The organism is Pseudomonas sp. NBRC 100443, assembly GCF_030268185.1.
Classification (GTDB): domain Bacteria; phylum Pseudomonadota; class Gammaproteobacteria; order Pseudomonadales; family Pseudomonadaceae; genus Pseudomonas; species Pseudomonas citronellolis.
On sequence record NZ_BSQE01000004.1, the window covers coordinates 126359 to 149691 of the forward strand.

At 62.5% G+C, this 23333-nt stretch carries 24 protein-coding genes; 13 read left to right on the forward strand and 11 right to left on the reverse strand.

Annotated elements, in window-relative coordinates:
- Window positions 1-25 precede the first annotated feature (25 nt).
- Together sodB and QSJ95_RS06835 are read right to left on the reverse strand one after the other, a co-directional pair.
- Window positions 26-607 carry a superoxide dismutase [Fe] gene (sodB, locus tag QSJ95_RS06830; RefSeq protein ID WP_043314054.1) on the reverse strand — a complete coding sequence of 194 codons (582 nt, stop codon included), beginning with the start codon at window positions 605-607 and terminating at the stop codon, window positions 26-28.
- 309 nt (window positions 608-916) lie between these two features.
- Window positions 917-1519: a LysE/ArgO family amino acid transporter gene (locus QSJ95_RS06835; protein ID WP_009615881.1), complete on the reverse strand. Its 603-nt coding sequence runs from the start codon at window positions 1517-1519 to the stop codon at window positions 917-919.
- Window positions 1520-1694: 175 nt separating this feature from the next.
- On the opposite strand from QSJ95_RS06835, the gene QSJ95_RS06840 reads away from it, so the two are divergent.
- Window positions 1695-2594, forward strand: coding sequence for a LysR family transcriptional regulator ArgP (locus QSJ95_RS06840; protein ID WP_285641034.1), 900 nt, complete (start codon window positions 1695-1697; stop codon window positions 2592-2594).
- Here QSJ95_RS06840 and QSJ95_RS06845 read toward each other — a convergent pair.
- Complete coding sequence (locus QSJ95_RS06845; RefSeq protein WP_285641035.1) at window positions 2581-3633, reverse strand: saccharopine dehydrogenase family protein; 1053 nt, start codon at window positions 3631-3633, stop codon at window positions 2581-2583. The two genes, QSJ95_RS06840 and QSJ95_RS06845, sit on opposite strands and share 14 nt — an antisense overlap.
- Window positions 3634-3811: 178 nt before the next feature.
- Between QSJ95_RS06845 and QSJ95_RS06850 the strand changes: the two genes are divergently transcribed.
- A complete protein-coding gene (locus QSJ95_RS06850; RefSeq protein ID WP_043314051.1) occupies window positions 3812-4801 on the forward strand; it encodes an NAD-dependent epimerase/dehydratase family protein in 990 nt (329 codons plus the stop codon).
- A gap of 81 nt (window positions 4802-4882) precedes the next feature.
- On the opposite strand, the gene QSJ95_RS06855 is transcribed toward QSJ95_RS06850, so the two are convergent.
- On the reverse strand, window positions 4883-5152 hold the full coding sequence (locus tag QSJ95_RS06855; RefSeq protein WP_024128440.1) for a hypothetical protein: 270 nt from the start codon (window positions 5150-5152) through the stop codon (window positions 4883-4885).
- Window positions 5153-5415: 263 nt separating this feature from the next.
- Here QSJ95_RS06855 and QSJ95_RS06860 point away from each other — a divergent pair, with 263 nt between their 5' ends.
- The 3 genes from QSJ95_RS06860 (at window position 5416) to QSJ95_RS06870 (ending at window position 7253) form a co-directional block, all read left to right on the forward strand.
- Window positions 5416-6255, forward strand: coding sequence for a kinetochore Spc7 family protein (locus QSJ95_RS06860; protein WP_043273258.1), 840 nt, complete (start codon window positions 5416-5418; stop codon window positions 6253-6255).
- 438 nt (window positions 6256-6693) lie between these two features.
- Window positions 6694-7011, forward strand: coding sequence for a hypothetical protein (locus QSJ95_RS06865; RefSeq protein ID WP_285641038.1), 318 nt, complete (start codon window positions 6694-6696; stop codon window positions 7009-7011).
- Window positions 7008-7253 carry a hypothetical protein gene (locus QSJ95_RS06870; RefSeq protein ID WP_009615887.1) on the forward strand — a complete coding sequence of 82 codons (246 nt, stop codon included), beginning with the start codon at window positions 7008-7010 and terminating at the stop codon, window positions 7251-7253. The genes QSJ95_RS06865 and QSJ95_RS06870 overlap by 4 nt, the downstream gene beginning before the upstream one ends.
- 432 nt (window positions 7254-7685) lie before the next feature.
- Here the strand turns inward: QSJ95_RS06870 and QSJ95_RS06875 are convergent, their stop codons facing one another.
- From QSJ95_RS06875 to QSJ95_RS06890, 4 genes are all read right to left on the reverse strand, one after another.
- Entirely contained in the window at window positions 7686-8735 is a 1050-nt protein-coding gene (locus QSJ95_RS06875; RefSeq protein ID WP_058070295.1) for an alkene reductase, read from the reverse strand.
- 57 nt (window positions 8736-8792) lie between these two features.
- Window positions 8793-9956, reverse strand: a complete 1164-nt coding sequence (locus QSJ95_RS06880) for an MFS transporter (protein WP_285641041.1) — start codon at window positions 9954-9956, stop codon at window positions 8793-8795.
- Window positions 9957-10004: 48 nt separating this feature from the next.
- The gene (locus tag QSJ95_RS06885; RefSeq protein WP_043273253.1) at window positions 10005-10316 is read right to left on the reverse strand and encodes an ArsR/SmtB family transcription factor; all 312 of its coding nucleotides are present in this window, start codon (window positions 10314-10316) and stop codon (window positions 10005-10007) included.
- A 910-nt stretch (window positions 10317-11226) separates the two neighbouring features.
- Window positions 11227-12078, reverse strand: coding sequence for a hypothetical protein (locus QSJ95_RS06890; protein WP_285641044.1), 852 nt, complete (start codon window positions 12076-12078; stop codon window positions 11227-11229).
- Window positions 12079-12518: 440 nt separating this feature from the next.
- Here QSJ95_RS06890 and QSJ95_RS06895 point away from each other — a divergent pair, with 440 nt between their 5' ends.
- The 4 genes from QSJ95_RS06895 (at window position 12519) to QSJ95_RS06910 (ending at window position 14669) form a co-directional block, all read left to right on the forward strand.
- On the forward strand, window positions 12519-12725 hold the full coding sequence (locus QSJ95_RS06895) for a helix-turn-helix transcriptional regulator (RefSeq protein ID WP_024128445.1): 207 nt from the start codon (window positions 12519-12521) through the stop codon (window positions 12723-12725).
- A 405-nt stretch (window positions 12726-13130) separates the two neighbouring features.
- Window positions 13131-14081 carry a YagK/YfjJ domain-containing protein gene (locus QSJ95_RS06900; RefSeq protein ID WP_285641046.1) on the forward strand — a complete coding sequence of 317 codons (951 nt, stop codon included), beginning with the start codon at window positions 13131-13133 and terminating at the stop codon, window positions 14079-14081.
- Between the two features lie 85 nt (window positions 14082-14166).
- Window positions 14167-14538: a histone-like nucleoid-structuring protein, MvaT/MvaU family gene (locus QSJ95_RS06905; protein ID WP_285641047.1), complete on the forward strand. Its 372-nt coding sequence runs from the start codon at window positions 14167-14169 to the stop codon at window positions 14536-14538.
- Complete coding sequence (locus QSJ95_RS06910) at window positions 14523-14669, forward strand: hypothetical protein (protein ID WP_285641049.1); 147 nt, start codon at window positions 14523-14525, stop codon at window positions 14667-14669. The genes QSJ95_RS06905 and QSJ95_RS06910 overlap by 16 nt, the downstream gene beginning before the upstream one ends.
- A gap of 222 nt (window positions 14670-14891) precedes the next feature.
- Here QSJ95_RS06910 and QSJ95_RS06915 read toward each other — a convergent pair whose 3' ends face one another.
- Entirely contained in the window at window positions 14892-17591 is a 2700-nt protein-coding gene (locus QSJ95_RS06915; protein WP_285641051.1) for a winged helix-turn-helix domain-containing protein, read from the reverse strand.
- 211 nt (window positions 17592-17802) lie between these two features.
- Between QSJ95_RS06915 and QSJ95_RS06920 the strand changes: the two genes are divergently transcribed.
- The 4 genes from QSJ95_RS06920 (at window position 17803) to QSJ95_RS06935 (ending at window position 21803) form a co-directional block, all read left to right on the forward strand.
- Window positions 17803-18594: an SDR family NAD(P)-dependent oxidoreductase gene (locus tag QSJ95_RS06920; RefSeq protein WP_285641053.1), complete on the forward strand. Its 792-nt coding sequence runs from the start codon at window positions 17803-17805 to the stop codon at window positions 18592-18594.
- 45 nt (window positions 18595-18639) lie between these two features.
- Complete coding sequence (locus tag QSJ95_RS06925; RefSeq protein WP_285641055.1) at window positions 18640-19845, forward strand: cytochrome P450; 1206 nt, start codon at window positions 18640-18642, stop codon at window positions 19843-19845.
- Between the two features lie 58 nt (window positions 19846-19903).
- Complete coding sequence (locus QSJ95_RS06930; protein ID WP_285641058.1) at window positions 19904-21484, forward strand: phytoene desaturase family protein; 1581 nt, start codon at window positions 19904-19906, stop codon at window positions 21482-21484.
- Between the two features lie 76 nt (window positions 21485-21560).
- Window positions 21561-21803, forward strand: a complete 243-nt coding sequence (locus QSJ95_RS06935; RefSeq protein WP_285641060.1) for a hypothetical protein — start codon at window positions 21561-21563, stop codon at window positions 21801-21803.
- A 33-nt stretch (window positions 21804-21836) separates the two neighbouring features.
- On the opposite strand, the gene QSJ95_RS06940 is transcribed toward QSJ95_RS06935, so the two are convergent.
- Together QSJ95_RS06940 and QSJ95_RS32960 are read right to left on the reverse strand one after the other, a co-directional pair.
- Window positions 21837-22580 (reverse strand): hypothetical protein, encoded by a 744-nt coding sequence (locus QSJ95_RS06940; protein WP_285641061.1) that lies wholly within the window; start codon window positions 22578-22580, stop codon window positions 21837-21839.
- Window positions 22581-22600: 20 nt separating this feature from the next.
- Window positions 22601-23326: a methyl-accepting chemotaxis protein gene (locus QSJ95_RS32960; protein ID WP_502945265.1), complete on the reverse strand. Its 726-nt coding sequence runs from the start codon at window positions 23324-23326 to the stop codon at window positions 22601-22603.
- Between the last annotated feature and the right edge of the window lie 7 nt (window positions 23327-23333).

Sequence of the window (23333 nt, forward strand, 5' to 3'; positions counted from 1 at the left end):
GGTTTCCGCGGAGCAACCGAGGGTATCAGGCAGCGAAGTTCTTCGCCACGTAGTCCCAGTTGACCAGGTTCCAGAAGGCTTCGACGTACTTCGGACGCAGGTTGCGGTAGTCGATGTAGTAGGCGTGTTCCCACACGTCGCAGGTCAGCAGCGGGGTGTCGCCGCTGGTCAGCGGGTTGCCGGCGCCGATGGTGCTGGCCAGGGCCAGGGAGCCGTCGGCCTTCTTCACCAGCCAGGCCCAGCCGGAGCCGAAGGTGCCGATGGCGGTCTTGGTGAACTCTTCCTTGAACTTGTCGAAGGAACCGAAGGCGGCGTTGATGGCATCGGCCAGGGCGCCGGTGGGCTGGCCACCGCCGTTGGGAGCCAGGCATTCCCAGTAGAAGGTGTGGTTCCACACCTGGGCGGCGTTGTTGAAGATGCCGCCCGAAGAGGTCTTGACGATGTCTTCCAGGCTCTTGCCTTCGAACTCGGTGCCCGGGATCAGGTTGTTCAGGTTCACGACGTAGGTGTTGTGGTGCTTGTCGTGGTGGTACTCGAGGGTTTCCGCGGAAATGTGCGGCTCAAGGGCGTTCTTGGCGTAAGGCAGCGGCGGCAATTCGAAAGCCATGGTGTTTCTCCTATTTCCTCAGGTCAGGGCTAGCGCGGCGAACGCGCGACCGGTACACGGGGCCGGTTCGTGATTGTCGCGGCATCCGTACGTAGCGCCCCTGCTCCGCAGAGCGAGGCGCGCGTCGGGTGCGTCCAGCAGGCCTGGCAGGCTGGCGCCGCGAACCTCGGATCATAGCACCCGCCCCCCGGCATATCCACGCAGCAACTGTAGGGGCAAAGCCGCGCGCCAGTGCCGATGCGGGGCGTTCCCGCGCACTGGGGTCGACTGCCGCGAGGCTTCGGGGTTCGATCTGTTTCGTCGTCGGGCTCAGGCGGCGAACACCAGTTGGCTGGCCATGCCGAGCATCATCACCGCCACCATCAGGTCGACCAGCCGCCAGGTGGCCGGGCGCGCCAGCCAGGGCGCGAGCCAGGCGGCGCCCAGGGCCAGGGTGAAGAACCACAGCAGCGAGGCGCTGGCCGCGCCCATGGCATAGGCGCCGGGGGCGGCCTGCTGGGCGCCGAGGGAGCCGATCAGCAGCACGGTGTCCAGGTACACGTGGGGGTTGAGCAGGGTCACCGCCAGCGCCGCCATCAGCACCGCGCGGCGCGAGCGCGGGCCGGTCTGCCCGGCGTCGGCCATGGCCTGCGGGGCGATGGCGCGACGCAGCGCCTTGGCGCCGTACCAGGTCAGGAAGATCACCCCGCCCCAACGGGCCACGGCCAGCAGCGTGGGGTTCTCCGCCAGCACCTTGGCCAGGCCGAACACCCCGGCGCTGACCAGCACGGCGTCGCACAGCACGCAGAGCGCGGCCACCGACAGGTGATGCTCGCGGCGCAGGCTCTGGGCCAGGACGAAGGCGTTCTGCGCGCCGATGGCAATGATCAGGCCGGCGGCCACTAGCAGGCCGTTGAGGTAGCTCTGCCACATGTTCAGGCCCTCCCTTGGCAGTTGGAGCACTGGCGGGGCAGCGAGGAAACGGAGAGGGTCAGGCCAGGCATGGTCGGGCTCCGGTGGGCGGGTTCGAGGGGGAATGCCTGGCGAGTCTGGGGCTTGTGCCTGTATAAGGAAAACGAATCCTGTTGATGGCTCATTAGGAAAACTGATGTTCGACTACAAGTTGCTGGCCGCCCTGGCGGCGGTGGTGGAGCAGGGCGGCTTCGAACGCGGCGCCCAGGCCTTGGGCCTGTCGCAGTCGGCGATCTCGCAGCGCATCAAGCTGCTCGAAGCGCGCGTCGGCCAGCCGGTGCTGGTGCGCGCGGCGCGGCCGCAGCCCACCGAGCTGGGCCGTCGCCTGCTCAACCACGTGCAGCAGGTGCGCCTGCTGGAGGGCGACCTGCAGCAGTGGGTGCCGGCGCTGGACGAGGGCGGCTCGCCCGAGCGCCTGCGCCTGGCGCTCAACGCCGACAGCCTAGCGACCTGGTGGGCCGCTGCCATCGGTGATTTCTGCGCCGAGCGCCGGGTGCTGCTGGACCTGGTGGTGGAAGACCAGGAGGTGGGCCTCAAGCGCATGCGCGCCGGCGAGGTGGCTGGCTGCCTGTGCGCCAGCCCGCGGCCGGTGGCGGGCGCGCGCAGCGAGCCGCTGGGGGCGATGCGCTACCGCGGGCTGGCCAGCCCGGCGTTCGTCGCCCGGCATTTCCCCGAGGGCGTGCGCGTCGAGGCCCTGGTGCGGGCGCCGGCGATCGTCTACGGCCCGGATGACCAGTTGCAGCACCGCTACCTTGCCGACCTCGGCGTGGACGGCACCTTCATCTACCACCTGTGCCCTTCGTCCGAGGGCTTCGTGCGCATGACCTGCGGCGGCCTGGGCTGGGGCCTGGTGCCGGAGCAGCAGGTGCAGGGCGAACTGGCCCGCGGCGAACTGGTGGAACTGCTGCCGGGCCAGGTCATCGACGTGCCGCTGTACTGGCACCACTGGCGCAACGGCGGCGAACTGCTCGCCGCGCTGACCGCCCACCTGCTGCGCCGGGCCGCCGCCAGCCTGGTGCCGATCAGCCGCGGATGACGATGCGCCCGCTGCCCGGCAGGGCCTCCACGCAGCGCGGGCCGAACAGCTGCGAGGGCGTGAAGTAGCCGCCGGGGCCGTCGTGGCCGAGCAGGTGGCGCACGGCCAGGAGCACGCCGTGCACGGTGACGTCGTAGCCGTTGGCGGTCTCCAGGCGCGCCGTGCGCCGCTCGCCGCGGCCGTTGCGCACCTCGCCCCAGACCCAGGTGCGCAACCGGCTGCGGGCCTGCTCGTCGGGGCCCTTCACGCGCTGCTGCACCTGGCGCTTGAGCCAATGCTGGACGCCGTCGCGGCCGAGCAGCGGGCGCAGTGGGTCGATCAGGCGCATGCCCAGGGCCGCCAGCGGCGGCGCCGGCAGGTACACCTCGATGTTGGGGATGCCGGTGCTGTAGAAGGCGGTGGCGACGTCGCCCCAGGGAATGCTCACGGCATGCTTGAGGCCGCGGCCGAAGTCGATGTCGCGGCGCTTGTAGCCCAGCGGCACCTCCACCAGGCGGCCGTCGCGGCGCACCTTGCCGCCCAGCTTCAGGCCTTCCACCGTGGTCGCGGCGGTGCCCGGCGAGAGCCCGCTGCCGGTGTCGAAGCCCAGCGCCAGCTGGGTGGCGTCGGGCAAGGCCTCGGCCAGGCAGGCGGCGACGCAGTCGGTGGGGATGACGTCGAAGCCGACGCCGGGGCAGACCACGCAGCCGGCGGCGCGGGCACGCTCGTCCAGGCCGTGGGCGTGTTCGAAGACGCCGATCTCGCCGGTGATGTCGACGTAGTGCGTGGCATTGGCCAGGCACGCCTCCAGCAGCGGCGCTGCGGTGGCGGAGAAGGGCCCGGCGCAGTTGGCCAGCACGGCGACGTCGGCCAGGGCCGCGCCCGTGCCCTCGGCGCCGAATACCCGGCACTCCAGGCCCAGCACGCTGCCCAGCGCCTGCACGGCGGCGGGATCGCGCCCGCCCAGCAGCGGGCTCAGGCCCTGGCGTCGGGCCTCCTCGGCCACCAGGCGGCCGGTATAGCCGTTGGCGCCGTAGATCATCCAGTAGGGCTTGCTCATTCGGGGCCTCGCACAGGGAACGGGGAAGGATCGCCGTGGTTCTAACCGGCCTCGACGCCGGCTGTCACCCGGCCGCGAGTCGGGCGGCTCGCAAGGACGCCGTTCTGGCGTGCGCGGCCAGCGTGGCCGGGCGGGTGGCCTGCTAGAGTCGGCAGACAACAACTATAGAGGTGCGTGCATGAAGATTCTGGTCACCGGCGCCAGCGGGTTCATCGGCGGGCGTTTCGCCCGCTTCGCCCTGGAACAGGGCCTGGCGGTGCGCGTCAACGGCCGTCGCGCCGAGGCCCTGGAGCCGCTGGTGCGGCGGGGCGCGGAGTTCATGCCGGGCGACCTGGCGGACGCGGCCCTGGTGCGGCGCCTGTGCGAGGGCGTCGATGCGGTGGTGCACTGCGCCGGCGCGGTGGGCGTGTGGGGCCCCTACGAACACTTCCACCAGGCCAACGTGGTGATGACCGAGAGCGTGGTCGAGGCTTGCCTGAAACAGGGCGTGCGGCGCCTGGTGCACCTGTCCTCGCCGTCGATCTACTTCGACGGCCGCGCCCACGTCGGCCTGAACGAGGACCAGGTGCCGACGCGCTTCGCCAACCACTACGGCGCCACCAAGTACCAGTCGGAGAAGGTCGCCCTGGGCGCCGCCGAGTTCGGCCTGGAGGTGCTGGCGCTGCGCCCGCGCTTCGTCACCGGCGCCGGCGACACCAGCATCTTCCCGCGGATGATCGCGGCGCAGCGCAAGGGCAAGCTGAAGATCATCGGCAAGGGTCTGAACAAGGTCGACTTCACCAGCATCCAGAACCTCAACGACGCCCTTTTCAGCGCCTTGCTGGTCACCGGCACCGCGCTGGGCCAGGCCTACAACATCAGCAACGGCCAGCCGGTGCCGCTGTGGGACGTGGTCAACTACGTGATGCGCCGCCTCGACCTGCCGCCGGTGACCGCGCACATGCCCTATCCCCTGGCCTGGTCGGTGGCGGCGCTGAACGAGGGTCTCTGCTACCTGCGCCCGGGCCGCCCCGAGCCGGTGCTCACGCGCATGGGCATGGCGGTGCTGGCCAAGGACTTCAGCCTGGATATCAGCCGCGCCCGCCAGTTCCTCGGCTACGAGCCGCGCGCCAGCCTGTGGGACGCGGTGGACGAGTTCTGCGACTGGTGGAAAGCCAGCGGGCTCTGAAGCATCCGTCGCGGCTTTCGTAGGATGGGTAGAGCGCAGCGAAACCCATCGCCCGGGGTCTTGCTGCACCCGACCCCGCCGTCACCCGCGCAACGGCCCCGAGTAATGCCGCTGCCCGGACTCGCTGGGCAGGAAGCTCGGCTCCTGCACCACCCGCGGCAGGCGCACGCCGCTCAGCTCGCTGAGGCGCTGGCCCAGCTCGCGGGTGTCGTCCCGGCTGGAGCCCTCGCAGGCGCGCAGCATGAGCGCGATGGCATCGGCTTGCTGGAACCGGATGTCCAGCGCCTGTTCCTCGCGCAGACGGCGGCGCAGTTCGCGCATGCAGTCCAGGATGGCCTTGTTGAATTCGATCACCCAACTCCCTCCCCCGCAGTGGGCGCCAGGGCGGCGCCGGTGCGGAGGCGGAGCAAGGCATATGCCATACTGTCGCCTTGCCACTATTTCCGCGGCCTGGCGGGAACCCCGGCCGCGCCGGCGTGGTCTCTGCCAGGGCCCGCACGCGCCGCCGCGGTGCGCCGCGCCCCCCGATGGCGCGCTGTCCAAGCCGCCGGCGCGAACGGATATACTGCGCCCTGCGCAGGCGCCATGCCGCTTTTCCCCCACAGGTTTCCTTCATGCGTAACGACAGTTTCGACGACTTCGACGATGTGCCCAGCCTGACCACCGACGCCGCCGACCGCGACGAGTTCGGCCACCATCCGCGCCGCGTCTACGAGCCCGGTGGCCAGCGCCTGGCGCCCCAGCCCAAGGGCGGCGCCAGCACCGGGCCGCTGTGGGCGCTGGTGGCGGCCATGGCCATCGCCCTCGGGGGCCTGGCCTGGTGGAGCCACCAGCAGCTGGCGCTGATGGAGCACCAGCTGATCGCCACCCAGGAAAGCTTCGCCAAGATCAGCGAGGAAGCCGCCGGCCGCCTCGACGACATCCGCGGCAAGTTCGTCCAGAACGAGTCCTCGGTGACCAGCGAGCGCGAGCAGCTCAAGCTGCAGGTCAAGCAGCTGCAGGGCCGGCTCGCCGACCAGGCGCGCCAGCAGCAGGACTCGCTGTCGCAGATAGACGGCCAGCAGGCCAAGCGCCTCGACCAACTGAGCAACGAACTCAAGGCCCAGCAGGACAGCGCCGCGCAGCTGATCGCCCAGCTCGACGGCAAGATCAAGTCGCTGGCCGACGAACAGGCCAAGGTGAAGAGCCTGCAGGGCGACCTGGCCACCGCCAACGCGCAGATCCAGAACCTGAGCGCCGACGTCGCGGCGCTGAAGAAGCGCGGCGACCAGAGCCAGTCGATCAAGAGCATCCAGGACGACCTGCTGATCCTGCGCAGCGAAGTTGAAGGCAAGCAGGGCCAGCAGGGCGGCAGCACCGCCGAATTCGACGCCTTCCGCGCCCAGGTCACGCGCAACATCAACGCGCTGCAGGCGCAGGTGCAGAACCTCCAGCAGCAGCTGACCAATCGCTGAGCGCCCGTGTAGGAGCGGGCCCTGCCCGCGATTCGCGCGCAGGGCGCGCTCCTACATGGGAATGTGCGGAGCGAATCTTATCCGCGATAAGCATCAGGCCTGCACTGGGGCTGGATCGCGGATAAATCCTATAGCGCTCATACGACCTGGAATGTCCAGGCTCTTGTATGCATGTCAGCACTTTCGTCTTTGTGCTCCGCGGGCTATGCCGGGCAAAGCGATTCCATTCTGCTAGGGCCTTTTATGGACAAAGGCTCGGTATGTGGAGACGCAACAACGATCGATTTGCAGCAGCCGGGGCATCTGTTTTGCGCTGACCAGCATCCGTTTGCAGCTCCATGAACGCAATCGCCTGAGGTTGCTGCGCTATTCATCGACGTCGCTGCCGAATCAGGATGTCGCCGACTTCGTCATTGAAGTCTTCGACTATTCGACTATATGCAGGTCAAAGACAGGGAATGCAGTCTTGAAGTCGCCCTGTCCGAACCGCTGATTCGACAAGTGGCGGATGCTCTAAATACGCAGAATCTCCAGGTCGCGCTCACCCTGAGTGGCATTGCCGGGGGCCTGGTAGGCTTCGGCAACAAGTTTGCCGGTATTGCCGCAGGTGGGGCGGTAAGAAAGTACTCACTTTCTCGGCTGAGGAGTTTTCATGCCGGCGACAGGATATTGAGCGTGGCGGCCAGTGTCGGTGGCGGTATCGGTCCCCTGGCCACCTTGCAATCGACTCTGATTACCCGAGCCCACCCGACATGATGCTCAGCGAGTTGATCCATCTGTTCGTCGCCTTTGTCCTGATGCTGGTGCTGTTCCGTTGTGTGAGGAAAAGTTCCAGCAGGACTTGGCTGGCGGTGGCGCTGGTGTTGATAGGGGGTGTGTTGATGTATTGGCAGCCACCATTCCGGCTGTGGATGATCGACTTGCCGACAGTGGGATTGTTCGGTTTCATCATCGGCGTCTGCTTCTTTTACGAACGCAACAAGGCGGCAGACGAGTGAGGGACCTCGCTAAGATTTATTGTCTCAAGCGCGCCCTGCCCGCGATTCGCGCGCAGGGCGCGCTCCTGCATGGTTTGTAACGGTATTCATCGGTGGCTTTCGTGCTTTGGGTTGGCTCCGTTCCCTCTCCCTGAAGGGAGAGGGGACCGTTCGGAGCGCTTGGATGGAGTCAGCCGGCTAGCCCAGAGACTGCCGGTTAAAGCCAGGCCCCCTCTCGGCACGGTCTAGCCCCCTCTCCCTTCAGGGAGAGGGCTGGGGAGAGGGGCTCTAGGCTCTTAACCCTCAACCGAAGCGATACCCCATCACCCACCACGGCATGGGTTTCGCAGGCTCAACCCATCCTACGAAAAGCGCGCCGGCGCAGTTGGCAACATATCCGCCACAAACGAAAAGGGCGCCTCCAGGAGACGCCCTTTTCTTCATACCCTGTCCTTACAACCGCGGGTAATCCAGGTACCCGACCGGCCCCTTGGCGTAGAAGGTCTCCGGATGCGGCTCGTTCAGCGGCGCGTCCTTGGCCAGGCGCTCCACCAGGTCCGGGTTGGCGATGAAGGGGATGCCGAAGGCCACTGCGTCCGCCTTGCCGCTGGCCAGCCAGGCGTTGGCGCTGGCCTTGGTGAAGCGCTCGTTGGCAATGTACGGGCCGCCGAAGATTTCCTTCAGTTTCGGGCCGATGCTGTCGGGGCCTTCCTTCTCGCGGGTGCAGATGAAGGCGATGCCGCGCTTGCCCAGTTCGCGGGCCACGTAGCCGAAGGTCGCCAGCGGATCGGCGTCGCCCATGTCGTGGGAGTCCATGCGCGGCGCCAGGTGCACGCCGACGCGGCCGGCGCCCCACACCTCGATGGCGGCGTCGGTGACTTCCAGCAGCAGGCGCGCGCGGTTCTCGATGGAGCCGCCGTACTGGTCGGTACGCTGGTTGGTGCTGCTCTGCAGGAACTGGTCGAGCAGGTAGCCGTTGGCGCCGTGGATCTCCACGCCGTCGAAGCCGGCGGCCTTGGCGTTCTCGGCGCCCTGGCGGTAGGCCTCGACGATGTCGGCGATTTCCTCGGTCTCCAGCGCGCGCGGGGTGACGAACTCCTTGATCGGACGCACCAGGCTGACGTGCCCGGCCGGCTTGATGGCGCTGGGCGCCACCGGCGTTTCGCCGTTCAGGTACAGCGGGTCGGAGATGCGGCCGACGTGCCACAGCTGCAGCATGATGCGCCCGCCGTTGGCGTGCACGGCCTTGGTCACGTTGCTCCAGCCGCGCACCTGGTCGTCGGACCAGATGCCGGGGGTGTCGGGGTAGCCGACGCCCATGGGAGTCACCGAGGTGGCTTCGCTGAGGATCAGGCCGGCGCCGGCGCGCTGGGTGTAGTACTCGGCCATCAGCGCGTTGGGCACGCGGCCCTCGTCGGCGCGGCAGCGGGTCAGCGGGGCCATGATGATGCGGTTCGGCAGTTGCAGGTCGCCGAGGGTGATCGGGTCGAAGAGCGTGGTCATTGCTGCGGTGCTCCGTTACGGGATGTTCGGTGGATGTTCGGTAGATGCATGGTGGGTTCAGTCCAGGACGGGCTGCGCCTGGTTGGGCTTGCCGCTGAAGGCGATCATCACCGCGATCAGCGCCAGTACTGCGAGCAGGGCGCCGGCCAGGGGCACGCGGGTCAGGCCCAGGCCGTGGTCGATGACGCTGCCGCCGACCCAGGCGCCGATGGCGTTGCCGACGTTGAAGGCGCCGATGTTCAGGGTGGCGACGAGGTTGGGCGCGGCCTGGCCGACGCGCACCACGTTGACCTGCAGGGCCGGCACGGCGGCGAAGGCGGCCGCGGCCCAGACGAACAGGGTGATCTCGGCCGGCAGCAGCGCGTGGCTGGTCCAGCTCAGCGCCGCGGAAACCACGGCCATGGTGGCGAACACTCCGGCCAGGGTGGTGCCCAGGCGCCAGTCGGCGAGGCGGCCGCCGAGGATGTTGCCGAAGGTCAGGCCCAGGCCGATCAGCACCAGGGTCCAGGTCACGCCGCGCGGCGACACCTGGGTGACCTCGCCGAGCAGCGGCGCAACGTAGGTGAACAGGGCGAACACCGCGGCGGAGAACAGCACGGTGGTGGCCAGCGCCAGCCACAGCTGGCCGCTGCGCAGGGCCGCGGCTTCCTGGCGCAGGTCCACGGCCTCTTCGTCGTGCCCGGCGGGCAGGATGCGCCACAGGCCGATGAGTGCGAACACGCCGATCACCGTCACCACCCAGAAGGTCGAGCGCCAGCCGGCGACCTGGCCCAGCGCGGTGCCCAGGGGCACGCCGAGCACGTTGGCGAGGGTCAGTCCGGTGAACATCAGCGCCACGGCGGAAGCCCGGCGGTTGGCCGGCACCAGGCCGGCGGCGACCACCGAACCGATGCCGAAGAAGGCGCCATGGCACAGCGCGGTGACGATCCGCGCCAGCATCAGCATGCCGTAGCTGGCGGCCACCGCGCAGAGAAAGTTGCCGAGGATGAAGATGCCCATGAGCATCAGCAACGCGCGCTTGCGCGGCAGCCTGGCGGTCAGCAGCGCCATGATGGGCGCGCCGATGGCCACGCCGAAGGCATAGCCGCTGACCAGCCAGCCGGCGCTGGGGATGGACACCGCGAGGTCGCCGGCCACGTCCGGCAGCAGCCCCATGATGACGAATTCCGTGGTGCCGATGGCGAACGCGGACAAAGCGAGGACGAGAAGCGGAAGGGGCATGCGCCTGCTCCTGAAAAAAAGTGGGACGTTCTAGGCAGATCGCTGCGACTACAGCGCTTCGCTCAAGTGGCGAACAAAGGCCGCGATGGTGTCTTCATTGCGTTTGAAGAAGTGCCACTGGCCGATTTTCCGACTGGTCACCAATCCGGCGCGCTGGAGGGTGGCCAGATGCGCCGAGACGGTGGATTGCGACAACCCGGTGCGCTGGTCGAACTTCCCGGCGCAGACGCCGATGGCGAAAGGCTGGTGCTCCTGCTCGTCGAAATAGCGCTCCGGCTCCTTCAGCCAGCGCAACATGTCGCGCCGCACGGGGTGGGCCAGGGCCTTGAAGATCTCGTCGAGGTTCAGTGCTTCGCTCATCGCTGCCTTTGTGTGTATCGCTTGGGAACGAACTATATATCGGTGAAAAGCGATATGAATTCGTTTGAGCTGATGATGATGATCGATGGGGTTGATAGTAGGCGAGCGGAGGGCGGTCCGGCTTTAGATCCTGTCTCCTGCAGAACCCGGAGCGGTGGCTGGGGTATCCCGATTGCCAGTAACAGGCAACTGGTGCGAAGAGAGGCAGAGGACTCCAGTGGGCTGCCGTACCTGGAGTACGCCGCGTTGGACGAGTTTCTCGAGCGCTTCGCCCCCTCTCTGGGCCTGGCGCTTCTTTAGGACGCCAGGTTCACAGGAAACAAGCACCTTGGGAGCATCGACGCCTCGAGGTCTCATATCGATCCCTACGCACGTTCGATGGTGACTTGTGTTGCCCTGGCAGCGGTCGAGACGAAGTGTCTCCCGGGCGGATGGGGGATTCCTGCAGGCATTAAAAAAGCCGGCTTGTGGGCGGCATTTTAATTTATCATCTTATTGATTTTTAAGATATTTTTATATTAAATATGCCTTTAACCCACACCTTTACCCATACTTTGAAGCTCGCTGGAATTTGATACATTTCTTGTATGGCTCAAGGTGCTGGTGCACGTGTCGGCGGTATGTGCCGAACTGCTCGGTCCCTCTTCACCTTGCATCCCGCATTTCCGACCTGTTTGATGGGCACCCTTTACTAGGGCCTCGCTTGCTTGGTGACTGCCCAGATTGCCATTTTCGGTCGCAACGGCGGAAACATGTTAGCAATCTATCAGGAAGTGGCCTTTGAGCCTGTAGGCGCTCGTTCGCTAGGGGGGATGCACTCCAGTGTCTAGGTAAGGCGTGATGCCCCTCCTTTTTCTGTTGACACTGCCAAGTTTATCTCTTGGCAGTTTTAAGATGTTCATTTGCTAGGTTAGTCCCCGTTAAGAAGCTTTATGTTCTTTATTTTTTCTGGGATGTATTCTTTTTTGAATTCTTCCATTTCTATTAGTATCTCTATAGTTCTGGCTCGACTTATTTCGTATGCGTTTGCAATTCGATCTAGAGATTCTATTGTTTTGTTGTGGAGGATGAAATTGTACTGTTTTTTATCTTTTAGCCTGCTTTTGTATTTTGCTTGGCTGTGGCTTTTCTTGATTTTTTCAATATAGTAAAGACACTGCTCTCTTCTGAATTTTGTTCGATCGAAGAACATAAGAAGGTCTTCCTGGTCTTCGAATTTTTCTTTCGGTAGATATCTGCTTGGTTCGTTTCTTCTTATCCACTCCCAAGCAAGCTCGCATTTTTCTTTATCATCTTTGAACCAAGAAAATAACTTGTCATTTGCTTTCTGTTCCGACCATTTACCTTTGATTTCTTCTAGTAATATTTTCTTTGCAGTAACTCCAATATCCATTAGGTCAATTAAGGCTATTGTTAGTGTTCTTCCGGATAGTTCTCTTGGAAGTTTTAGATGGCTAATATTGGTCTTTTCTAAGATTTTGGTGTTGATCCATTCTAGTTGCCTTTTCTCTTCGGTTATCCATTTTAATTCAACGTCGGGAAGAAGTTGGTTCGGTACTTCTTCGAGTACAGCTATTTTTAGTTGCCTGTCGTGATGAAGGGCGTCGGCAATCTTGTCTCGCATTCCTCTGTCGAAACTTATGTATGGCCCAAGATCTATTCCATTTCTTATTAATGTGAACCAGAGCCATATGTCTCTACGGTTATCTATTTTTGTATCACTAAGAATTCTAGATAAATTATCGTTTGTATTTACTGCCATTCTTCTATCTCAAAATTAAAAAAGTATTCTTTTAATGTTATTTTTATAGTTGTTCTGAAGCTTAATTCTAATTCATCTCTATCGTCATCATAGGTCATCTATAGTAGATAAAATTTATAAATACCACATGAATTTTACTTTTGTCTAGTCTATTGGGTTTGAGGTGCCATTGCTGATGGTTGCTGGCTTAGCTCGATTTTTTCCGCCTATGGATGGCCTGTGTTGAGGTCGTAGGGCCTGATGCAGGCTTCGATCGCTCGTGGCTCGGCTGCCTAGCATCGTAACCCAATACGTAGCTTTTACTGTGAGGGACTAGCTCAGTAGTTCTTCAAGGCTTCCTGTATAGCTAGGACGGATGAGGTGTTCTAGTTGCCAGTATTGGTTAATTTTTCCTCTGTCTGCCCATCCTCTGGACCAATACAGGAGCACCATCCATGTCCATGAGGATCATCAGTTTGAAAGAGGTCATGGACCTCACCAGCCTTGCGCGCTCGACCATCTATAAGTACATAGCTCTCGGCACGTTCCCGCTTCCCTTATCTGTGGGGGAGCGTTGCGTTCGTTGGTTGGAGAGCGAAGTGCACGAGTGGATCCTTGAGCGGATCGCTGAACGTGATGAGAAACTCCAGGCAGTAGGTAAGCATTAATGGCGATAGAGCTACCCGATGACCAGGGACTCCCTGGTCATCGGGTAGCTCTGCCGTCTGCTTAGGTTAGTGCTCTTTCTCAGATAACTCCCAGTTGCCTGCTCTGTGATTTTCCCCGGTTACGCTTGGTGTTCTTCGTCTGGATGCTCGATGGCGCTTGTTGTTTGGCGAGCAGGGCGGTGTGGTTTATTGATATAGCTACTAACTATCTCTAACCATCTATCTAATCCATACACCTACTCCATCTCCAATAACCTATCTCTAATCACCTACCTTTCTCCAATTACACCCACTCACCTATAGCCACAGATGGATAGCTATAGCGAGGTGACTAGCTACCCACCTCTCCAGTTTAAAAATACCCACTCCGTACTTGGTATGTCTTCCAACAACCAGGTACACAGCATGATCAAGCAAACAGCCAAACACCTATCCCAATCCGACATCGCTATCCAGATCGAACGACTCGTGAACGCAGTGATCCGTCATGACTGTCCTGCATTCAGGATCAGCTACGACGCACAGGGGGATGAGGTCATCGAGAGAACCAGGCTCTCTCGGTACTTCGATCACGTTCGGCAGATGTATCACCTGGTGCATGACGAGACGTACGCCTTGAGTGAACACCTGCTCGCATTCAAGGAGGCGTGCTACGACATCGGCATTGAGTTCGGGATGTTCGGGATGACGTGCATGGACGAGAGCGAGGGAGGGCTCCTGTCAGAGGCCCAGACCTACAACTGGCTCGTGGAGAGGATCCGGGAGCACGTACAGACCAAGTGGTTCAAGCGTGGGAAGAATGACCGTGCTTATCGGGAGAAGCTGAATCGGCAGACAGTGACTGAATACGTGGAACGGGTGCTGGATAGCCGTTCACGCACTGTGGTGGTGAGGGTGAATCTGTACTACCGGGAGGCTGTACGTAATCGCTTGAAGGTAGAGGACGTCTTCGAGGACCTGGACAGGCTGATTCGAGCGAGGGAGCACAACCCGATCTTCCAGTATGAGACGGGCTACATCTGTGCAGTGGAGCAGGGCGAGGACATGGGTTACCACATCCATGCGGCGTTCTTCTTCGATGGTCGGGAGGTACGCAGTGACTATGCCAAGGCTGAAGCCATCGGTGGGCTGTGGAGGAAGATCACCAAAGGCCGGGGGTATATCCACAGCTGCAACCACGAGAAAGAAAAGTATGAGGATGACCGTGGGGTAGGGATGTTCAGCCGTAAGGACGCAGTTGGTAGGCGCAATGTGATCAAGGCCTGCCACTACCTGATCGAGGATGGGCAGTCGTTGCGGGTGAAGTCTGTGGGGGCCAGGATGCTCCGCGTCGGTCGCATCCCTCGTGGTTACTAATCGCTAACCACAGATCCGCTAGTTGGGATGATCTGCAGAGTCGGATATGCTCTGCGGGTCATCCATTTTTATTGGGATTATCTTGATGTCGAAGCTTGCTGAGTTCCGTGCTGCAGAAAAGGCTCTTGCTGACCAACTGGCTCATCTCGAATCCCTTAAGAACGATACAGCCCTCAAAAAGGAAATTGAGTTCGAAGAAAAGCTGAAAGCGCTGATGGGCGAGTACGGCAAGTCTCTTCGCGACATCGTGGCAATCCTCGATCCATCAGTAACTGCTGCAGCGAGTATCCGCGGTGCGCGCGTATCGCAATCCAAGCGCCGTGAGCGTGTGGTGAAGGTCTACAAGAATCCGAACACTAGCGAAGTGGTGGAGACTAAGGGGGGAAACCACAAGGTGCTGAAGGCTTGGAAGGCTGAATACGGTAACGATGTGGTTGAGTCTTGGCTCCAAGCCTAGCAAGCAACTTCGGCCACTATCCGCGCCTGGACCCTCCGGGTACGGCATTGTCGGCGCAACTGCTCGGCGAGGACCAGGGCCTGCCGCTGGCGAGCCTGCAGTGCAACCTCTATGCCGGGTACCTGTTGTAGGTGGATGCCGGGCAGCACGACGGTAGTGGCGATATCCGCCAGTTGGCGCCTGTGTAGTCGAAGCGGTTAGTTGCAGCAATAGCGATCAATCGACGATGGTCCACCACAAGTATTGATATCAGGTAAGGGCGGGTTATTCCGTTCGGAGTGCTTCGACTTTAGGCCTGGGAGCCGATGTTTGCTTCCTTTCGTCCCAATTGTGGTCAAACTCTTGGTGCACCATCAGCGAATTAACCCTAAGCGCCGGACATGCTCGACGGCCTTCAGTCGACGACGAGTACCGACCTTGTCGTAGACCTGCTGCATGTACCACTTGATCGAACCTTCAGTCATGCCCAGTCGAGTGGCGACTTCGCGGTTGCGCATGCCGATCCCGACCAGCGAAAGGATTTCCAGTTCGCGCTTGCTTAGGCGTCCGTAGAGGCCTTCGGAGCCTGAGGTGGTGGCAGGTTCGTCACTAGCCGGGTTGCAGAGTTCGTGGAGTTCTCGGGCGAATAGGTCCGTCGAGTGCCGGGACTGCGATGGCGATTCGTGCAAGTTCGCCAGCAGCCCGGCGATGGCCGGCCCCTCGTCGATGAAGCAGCGAATGGCGCGCATGGGGGCTGCTAGGGTGATCGCGTCCCGCAGTGAGCGCAGCGCGCAGCGTTGTTCGCCAGCGAGCAGCTGAGCTTGGGCCAGTAAGAGGTTCCAGGCAATGAGCGAGCGCGTGGCATTGCGTGAACTGCAGAAGCTACGCCACTGCTTGGCAACGTTGAGTGCTTCACCGACATGGTTCTGGATGAGAGCCAGGCGTATCCAGGCAATCGCCTGGGCTTCGTCCTTGCCGGTGCTCGAAGGCCGGGGTATGACCATCTTGGCGGCCGTAGGCAACCCGGCAGAGCGGGCGTACTGCTGCGCTTGCTCGAAGCACTGATCGTCGAGCAACTGCTTTATGCGTTCGCCGACGATAGTCAGGCGCAGGCGCTCGAGACCTCGATCCAGGGCCACCGACATGCCATGGTCCAGAGTCTGGCGCGCGCCTTCGCGGTCGCCGTTGCTGCATTGCAGCCGCGACTGGGTGAGGTAGCCGCAAAGCAGCTGATCGACGAAACCGAATTCGCTGACCACCGGGAGGTTTTCCTCCAGTAGGCGTTGCGCGCGAGTCAAGTCATTGCGTTCGTAAAGGATGGCCGCCAGCGGAAGGGCGGGCAGGGCACTCAGGGCGGAGTGGGGACCACCGTAGTGCTGGGCTTCGTCGAGCCCTTCCTCCAGCGCGCTGATGGCTCCCTCGCTGTTGCCTAAGGCATGCAGAGACGGTCCGATCAACGACTGCACGGAGATCAGCGCGAACTTGAACCCGGAGCGGCGCAGGGTGCCCTGGGCGATGGCTGCCAGGCGCTCGATGTCGTTTAGCTTGTACTGTTCGCGTTGGGCATATTGCAGCTGCGCATAGATGGTCCCGGTCAGATAGGGATGGGCGTCGGTGACGGACTCATCGATCAGTGCGCGGCAATGTTCTTCGACCAGCGGTAGTTTGTCCTCGGCAGCGGCCAGGGTCATCTCCCGATGGCGTAGCAGGCCTTGCACTTCGGCCAGGCGCACTGGCGGACATTGCGCTGCCGTGAGCCAGGCCTTGACGCGCCGAAGCAGGCGCCGCGCAGCCTCGTAGTCGAGGCTGCGCGTCAACAGCCAGGCCCACGTCAGCAACACCGTGGGGTGATCGTCGAGAATGGGCGCTGGAATGCGCTCGGCGAACTGGGCGACCAGCCGGATGCGCCCGTTGTAGCTCATGTCCTGGCAGCAGGTTTCGAGTATCCGTGCTGCGTTGCGGTGTTCTCCGGCCTTGAGCGAATAGTCGATGGCTTCGATGAACGCCTCGTTTTGTTCGAACCAAGCCGAGGCGCTGGCATACACCTTGGCCTGAGCTGCCGGGGCCTGATCGAGCAGACGTCGCTGAAGGAACTCGGCGAACAGGTGGTGATAGCGGTACCACCGGCGCTGGTCGTCAAGCTGCTGCAGGAACAACCCGGAGGCTTCGATCTGATCGAGGACGCGTCGGGCTTCGGGATTGCCGCTCACAGCCGCGCACAGGTCGGGACAGAAGCGTCCGAGTGGGGCGGTCATCAACAGGAAGTCGCGGACTTCGGCACTTTGTGCAGCTAGCACTTCCTCAGCAAAAAAATCGGCAACAGCGCTGTGGCTCCCGCAGAAACCTTCGATAACCGTATTCGCGTCGGCGGCGCGCCGCAGCAGCAGGTTGCCCAGCTTGAGGCCCGCCGCCCAACCCTCAGTGCGCTTCTCCAGTGTCTCGAGCAGTTGTCCGGGCAATTCGACATGGCCGGAGAAGCGGAAGAACTTCTCCACTTCGTTGCTGGTGAAACGCAGCGATTGTGCGTCGATTTCCAGCAGTTGGTCCTGCGCCCGCCATTTGGACAGGCCTATCGGTAACTGCACTCGTGACGCCAGAACCAGATGCAGGTTGCGCGGCGCCGTTTCGATGAGGCGTGCCAGCGTATGCAGCGCCGCGGCATCCAGTACATGAACGTCGTCGACGAATAGCAGTAGCCGTTCGGAGCTCTCGCCCAGAACGTTGACCAGCGAAGTGAGCATGACTTCGGAGCTGAGGTAGCGCTCGGTCTGTATCAGCTTGTCCAGCGGCCGGGCCAGGGTCGGGGCGGCATGGCCAATTGCAGCGGCAACGTAGCTGAGCAGGCGCACCGGCTCCTGGTCGGAGGGGTCCAGAGTCAGCCAGGCAGCGCAATGCACCTGACCCAAGGCATGCCACCACTGACTGAGCAGGCTGGTCTTGCCGAATCCGGCGGCGGCCTGGACCAGCGTCAGGCGATGGCAGGTGATTTCGTCGACTTGCCGGAACAACCGCTGCCTGCCGAGCAGGTGGGTGGACTCCAGCGGAGGTACCAGCTTGGTTACCAGTAGTTCCATGGTTCGTCTCTCTTATTGTTATTGGACGACCTGCTCGTGAAGGCTAGGTTCTTACTGAGCTAATTGAACACAATATGAATAAAGTGGCTATTTCCTGTCAAGGCGCTTCATACTGCTGGACGACGTCTGACGAACCTATCTTTTCTGGCAGGTGTCATCCCTGAAGTGGCGCGTGATGCTGGCTGGAACCCATTCACTGGAGATTTCTCGGATGAAAGCCATCGTCACTGGTGCCGCCAGCGGTATCGGCCGCGCAACCGCATTGCGCCTGGCCAAGGATGCGCGTTCGCGTGGCGACGCAGATGTTCAACTGCTGCTGGCCGATATTTCGGCGCCGGGGCTGGAGGCCCTTGCCCAAGTGATGCGCGAGGACGGGGTGCAGGTTGAAACCTTCGTCGGTGACCTGAGCGACACGAATGTCCCGACGCAGATAGTGAGCGCCGCGGTGGCAGCATTTGGCGGGCTCGATGTGCTGGTCAGCAATGCCGGCATTATCCAGCGCAATAGCCTGCTGGAGCTCAGCACCGATGAATTCGACCGTGAGCTGGCGATCAACACCCGTGCCACCTGGCTCCTGGGCAAGGCGGCGCATCCCTGGCTGGCGAAGTCGCGTGGCGCGCTGATCGCTACCGCTTCGGTTTCCGCTGGCCAGCCTACGCCACCGCTGGGCGCCTATAGCGCAAGCAAGGCGGCGCTGGTAATGCTGGTACGGCAGATGTCGGTGGAGTGGGGGCCCGATGGGATTCGCTGCAACAGCGTTTCTCCAGGGTCGACCCACACCGGCATGACCGACAACCGCTATTCCGATCCGCAGCAACGCGACGCCGCGGCCAAGCGCAATCCGCTGCAGATGGTGGGCTCGCCGGACAACCAGGCGGCCGTGATCGCCTTTCTCGCGGGGTCCGACGCTGCCTACATCACGGGCGAAAACATCGTGGTCGATGGCGGCCTGCAGAACATGCTGATGATGGCTTCCGCCATGGGCGACCCCTGGCGGCGCTGAGTCGCCTGTTTTCTTTCCCGCACTTGCCCTCGGAGGTGCTCGCCGATGTCCGCTTCGACTGGCTGTCCCCATGCCCGTTTCGCTCAACTGCGTGAGCAGGCACCCGTCAGTGAGATCGCCCCCGGTGTCTGGGCGGTGACCCGCCATGCCGATGTGCAACGAGTGCTGCGCGACCCGCAAGGATTCTCGGCCAGGGTGAGTGACGGCAATGATTTTGCGCTGTTCGGACCCAGTCCCGTCCAAGCGCAGATCGATGAGATCATGGCCGATTATCCCGAGCGCCCTGTGCTGATGCGCACCGACCCGCCCGAGCACAAGCGTGTGCGTAACGTGGTGGCGCGGGTGCTGACACCTACTGAAGTGGTGAAGTTCGAGCCACGCATTCGCGCCATCGTCACCGAGTTGATGGCGTGTTGGATCCGGCGCGGCAGCGTGGAATTTGTCAACGAGTTCGCCATGCCGCTGCCTGGCTCTGTGACCACCGATTTCATCTGCGGCGAGCCAGAGATGCGCGAGCGTTTTCGCTTCTGGGCCGGGGAAATCATGTCCCGGGTTGCGGGCCCGCAGGCGCCGGAGCGACAGTTGGAGGTGGCGCGCAACGTTGCGCAGATGGGGCGCTATTTTCTCGACCGCATCGCCGCGCGACGCAAGGCCCCGACGGGAGACCTGATCTCGCTGGTCGCCAACGCCCGTACCGACGACGGACAAGCGCTGGAAGACGTGGCCATCGTCAACGTGCTGGAAACCTTCATGGTCGGTGGCAACGAGACCACTACCTTCCTCCTGGGCAACTGCCTGCTACGTCTGGCCGGGGAGCCCGAACTGGCGGCGCGCCTGCGAGAGCGAACGGACCTGCTGCCAGGTTTCATTGAAGAGATGTTGCGCCTGGAGGCACCGGCCCAGGCGGTGATTCGCAAGACCACCGGCGCCGCGGAGTTCGACGGTGTGGTCATTCCGGCTGGCGCCATGGTGATGGCGTATCTCGTGTCGGCCAACCGCGATGAGTGCGCTTTCGCCGAGCCGACCCAGTTGAATATCCAGCGTCCGGCCGGTTCACGCCACCTTGCGTTCGGTGACGGTAACCACAGCTGCCTCGGCCTGCAGTTGGCGCGCGCCGAGGTTCGTATTGCGCTGGAGATGCTGTTGCCAGCGATGCAGGACATCCGGTTGCTGGCAGAGGTCGAGTGGCTGCAGAACGATTTTCTGCGCGGTCCGCTTCGCTTGCAGTTGGGTTTCAGGCACGGCGAATGACGGCCCGCGGAAAAAGGTGGCCGAGGCTCAACCCTTAACCCAGAGAAGGAAAACAAGAATGACGGAAAAGTATGAAGTAGTCGTAGTCGGTGGTGGCCACAATGGCCTGATTGCCGCGTGCTACCTGGCCAAGGCCGGTGTGAACGTCTGCGTGGTAGAGCAGAGCGATCGCATCGGTGGTGGCGCCATGACCCGCGAACTCATCGCGCCGGGCTTCCTCAACGACATCTGCTCGGTTGCGCACACCATGCTGCAGGCCAACCCGCTGCTGCGTAATGACGAGCTGGAGCTGCAGTCCAGGTACGGCCTGAAGTATGTCAATCCGGAGAAGATGACCGCGGCGATCTTCGAGGATGGCCGCGTGCTCGAGTTCTACACTGACATGGAGCGGACCTGCCAATCCATCGCGCAGTTCTCGCAGCACGATGCCGATGCCTATCGCCGCTTCAACCAGCAGGTGTTCCAGATGCTCGATATGCTGGTGATGGGCATGTACAACATCCCACCGAGCGCTGGCATGCAGGCGGCGATGCTCGACCAGAGTCCCCAGGGGCAGGAAATGATGCGTGCCCAGTCGATCAGTTCCTGGGCGCTGATCGATGAATGGTTCGAGGATGAGCGGGTCAAGATCGGCCTCACCCGTTACGCTTCCGAGGCCATGACCAACCCGTTCGACAATGGCACCGGCTTCGGCTTCTACATCATCCTGCCGTTCATGCACAAATTCGGTTCCGGCATTCCCGTGGGTGGCTCTGGCGCACTGACTCAGGCGCTGGCGCGCTGCCTGGAGGACCACGGCGGCACCATCAAGCTGAACAGCAGGGTCAAGGAGTTCATTCACAATGGCGAGGAGGTTCGCGGCATCGTTTTGGACAGCGGTGAGGAAATCCTCGCCAGCAAGGCTGTGGTCTCCACCCTAAACGCCAAGCAGGTGTTCCCCCAGATGCTGCCCGGTGCGCAACTGCCGGAAGGCTTCGAGCGGCGTGTGCAGAACAACAAGTTCAGCAGCATTCAGCCGTTCGTGGTGCATCTGGCGCTGCACGAAGAGCCCCAGTACAAGATCGGCTCCCAGGTCGATGAGTTCTTCTGGATCGAGAAGTCCCACTCGCACCTGGAGGACTTCGCGCAGGCCTTCCGCGACATGGAGTACGGCAAGCCGCGGCGTGACTTTGCTGCGTATGTCGGCCAGCACAAGGTCGACAAGACGCGGGTACCCGAGGGCAAGAGCATGATGCACATCTATGCCTTCGCGCCCTACAACCTGAAGGGCGGTGCGCAGCGCTGGGACGAGATCGGCAAGGAAGTGGCAGACGGTTTCGTCGCCGACATGCGCGAGCTGACCACCAACATGGGAGACGACAACATCATCGGCATGGCCTACAAGACGCCGCTGGACATCGAGCGGCACAACCCCGCCATGCTTAACGCTGACATCCTGCACATCGGTGCCTACAACTGGCAGTTGGGGGGCAACCGGCCTGTGCCGGGATGGGGTCAGTACAAGACGCCGCTGGCGAAGTTCTACATGGCTGGCGCCAGTACCCATCCGGGCGGCGGCATCACCGGCGGTTCGGGCCGTAATGTCGCGCAGGTTCTGTTCGAAGACCTTGGCCTGGATTTCGACCGGCTGATCGGCTGATCGGCCAGGCGGCGGCCTGGGCTGGCGTTCCGGCGGCCCGCCGTCTCTTCCACCTCCCACAGCGAGAGACTCAACGATGAAGATGTTCAGCAAGGACGGCCTGGAGATGATGGACCTGAAGTCCTTCCAGCTCGACGGCGACAACCTGGTCATGAAAGGCAAGATGATGGGCTCGATGAATATGGCGGTCTACCTCAAGCCCGAGGATATGTCTCAGGTGCTGTCGCTGATGCCCTGGAGCGTGATCGTTCGGTTACCAATGATCTTCCTCAAAGGCCTGCTGCGTCAGCGGCGCAAGAGCGCGTCGGCGACCTCCTGAAAAGGCGGCGTCTGGAAACCGCGCGCCTGGCGCTCAGCGGTCGGCGAGTTGGTCGAGCGCCTGGGCGTTGCGCCCCAGGTACAGTGCCACGCTCCCCGGTGCTGCGCGCTGTGCCGGGTCAAGCAGGTTGTGGCGGATGAATTCGTAGTTGCGGCGCAGCTTCTTCAACGACTCGACCTGGTCGCGGTCGCCGCTTTCCAGTGCGGCGAACCCCTGGACAATCCTGCCATCAAGCAGGGCATAGTCCTGCTCGCGCATGTCGAGGAACTCGACGCTTAACGACTGGAACCCGCGGGCGAGATACAACACTTGCAACTGGCTGTTGAGCAGGCTCAGGTCATGCATCTGCTCGGCGAGGCTGCCAGCCGGAAGCTGGTCGGCCTGGAGTTGGGCTGCACCGCGATCGAGCTTCGCCTGCTGTTCTAGCAAGGGATTCAGCCAGCTCGGGTAACTGGAGCGCACCACTGCCAGTGGCTGCTTGCGTAGCTCGCCGAGCAGGACCTCAATGCGCTGGAGCGGCTCTGCCAGGCTGTTGCCGCCGGTAATGGTAGGGCTCAGCTGGGTCATCTGCTGCAAGTCGCCTTGAGCAGCGACAAGCAGGCCGGGATCCGGGTACTTCTCCGAGGGATCGTAGTAGAGCAACAGCTTGGTACAGAAGCGGTAGCCAAGGCTGCGCAGTTCCTGCAGCCGCGACGCCTGCTCGACATCGGCACGGCACTGGCTGGCGAGCAGGCTCAGGGTGATCAATAACAAGGGCAGGGCGGTTCTGGCGTTCATTCTCGAGTGATTCCCGTCGATCAAACCTTGAAACGGTTGGCGGTGCCGCGCAGGGCCTCGGCCATGCTGTGCAGCTCTGCCGACAGCGACACCGTGGAGTCGGCCGCCTGGCTGTTGCTGCGGCTCAGGCCGGCAACTCCCTCGACCCGCTCGGCGATACCGCCAATGGCCTGTGCCTGTTGTTCCAGGGCGCTGGAGATGGCCATCACCGCCTGCAGCACTTGGTCGGCGTTGTGCTGGATGTCCCGCATGCGCTCGGCCGCGTGACTCGACAGTTCACGGCCGCGGTCAACTTGTCGGACCACCGTGAGCATTTCGCTCACCGCCTCGCGGGACAGCGTTTCGGTAGCGCTGGCCATCTGCTGGATCTCATCGGTGGCATGCGCGGTGCGCTGGGCGAGGTTGCGCACCTCGTCCGCGACCACCGCGAAGCCGCGGCCTTGTTCGCCGGCGCGAGCTGCCTCTATGGCCGCGTTGAGGGCCAGGAGGTTGGTCTGTTCGGCGACACTGCGGATGACCTGGACGATGCTGGAAATCTGTGCGGACTGATTGCCCAGCGAGAGGATCGCCTTTTCGGTACGGCCAACGGTGGCGACGATGCTGTCCATCTCGCTGGCGCTTTGCTGGATGACCTGGTTGCCCTCGTTGGCGGCGCTGCCGGCTGCTTCCGATTGCTCGCGTGCCTGGCGGGCTTCGTTGGAAATATGCTGAATGCTCGCCGCGACTTCTTCGATGGACTGGGCCATTTCCGTC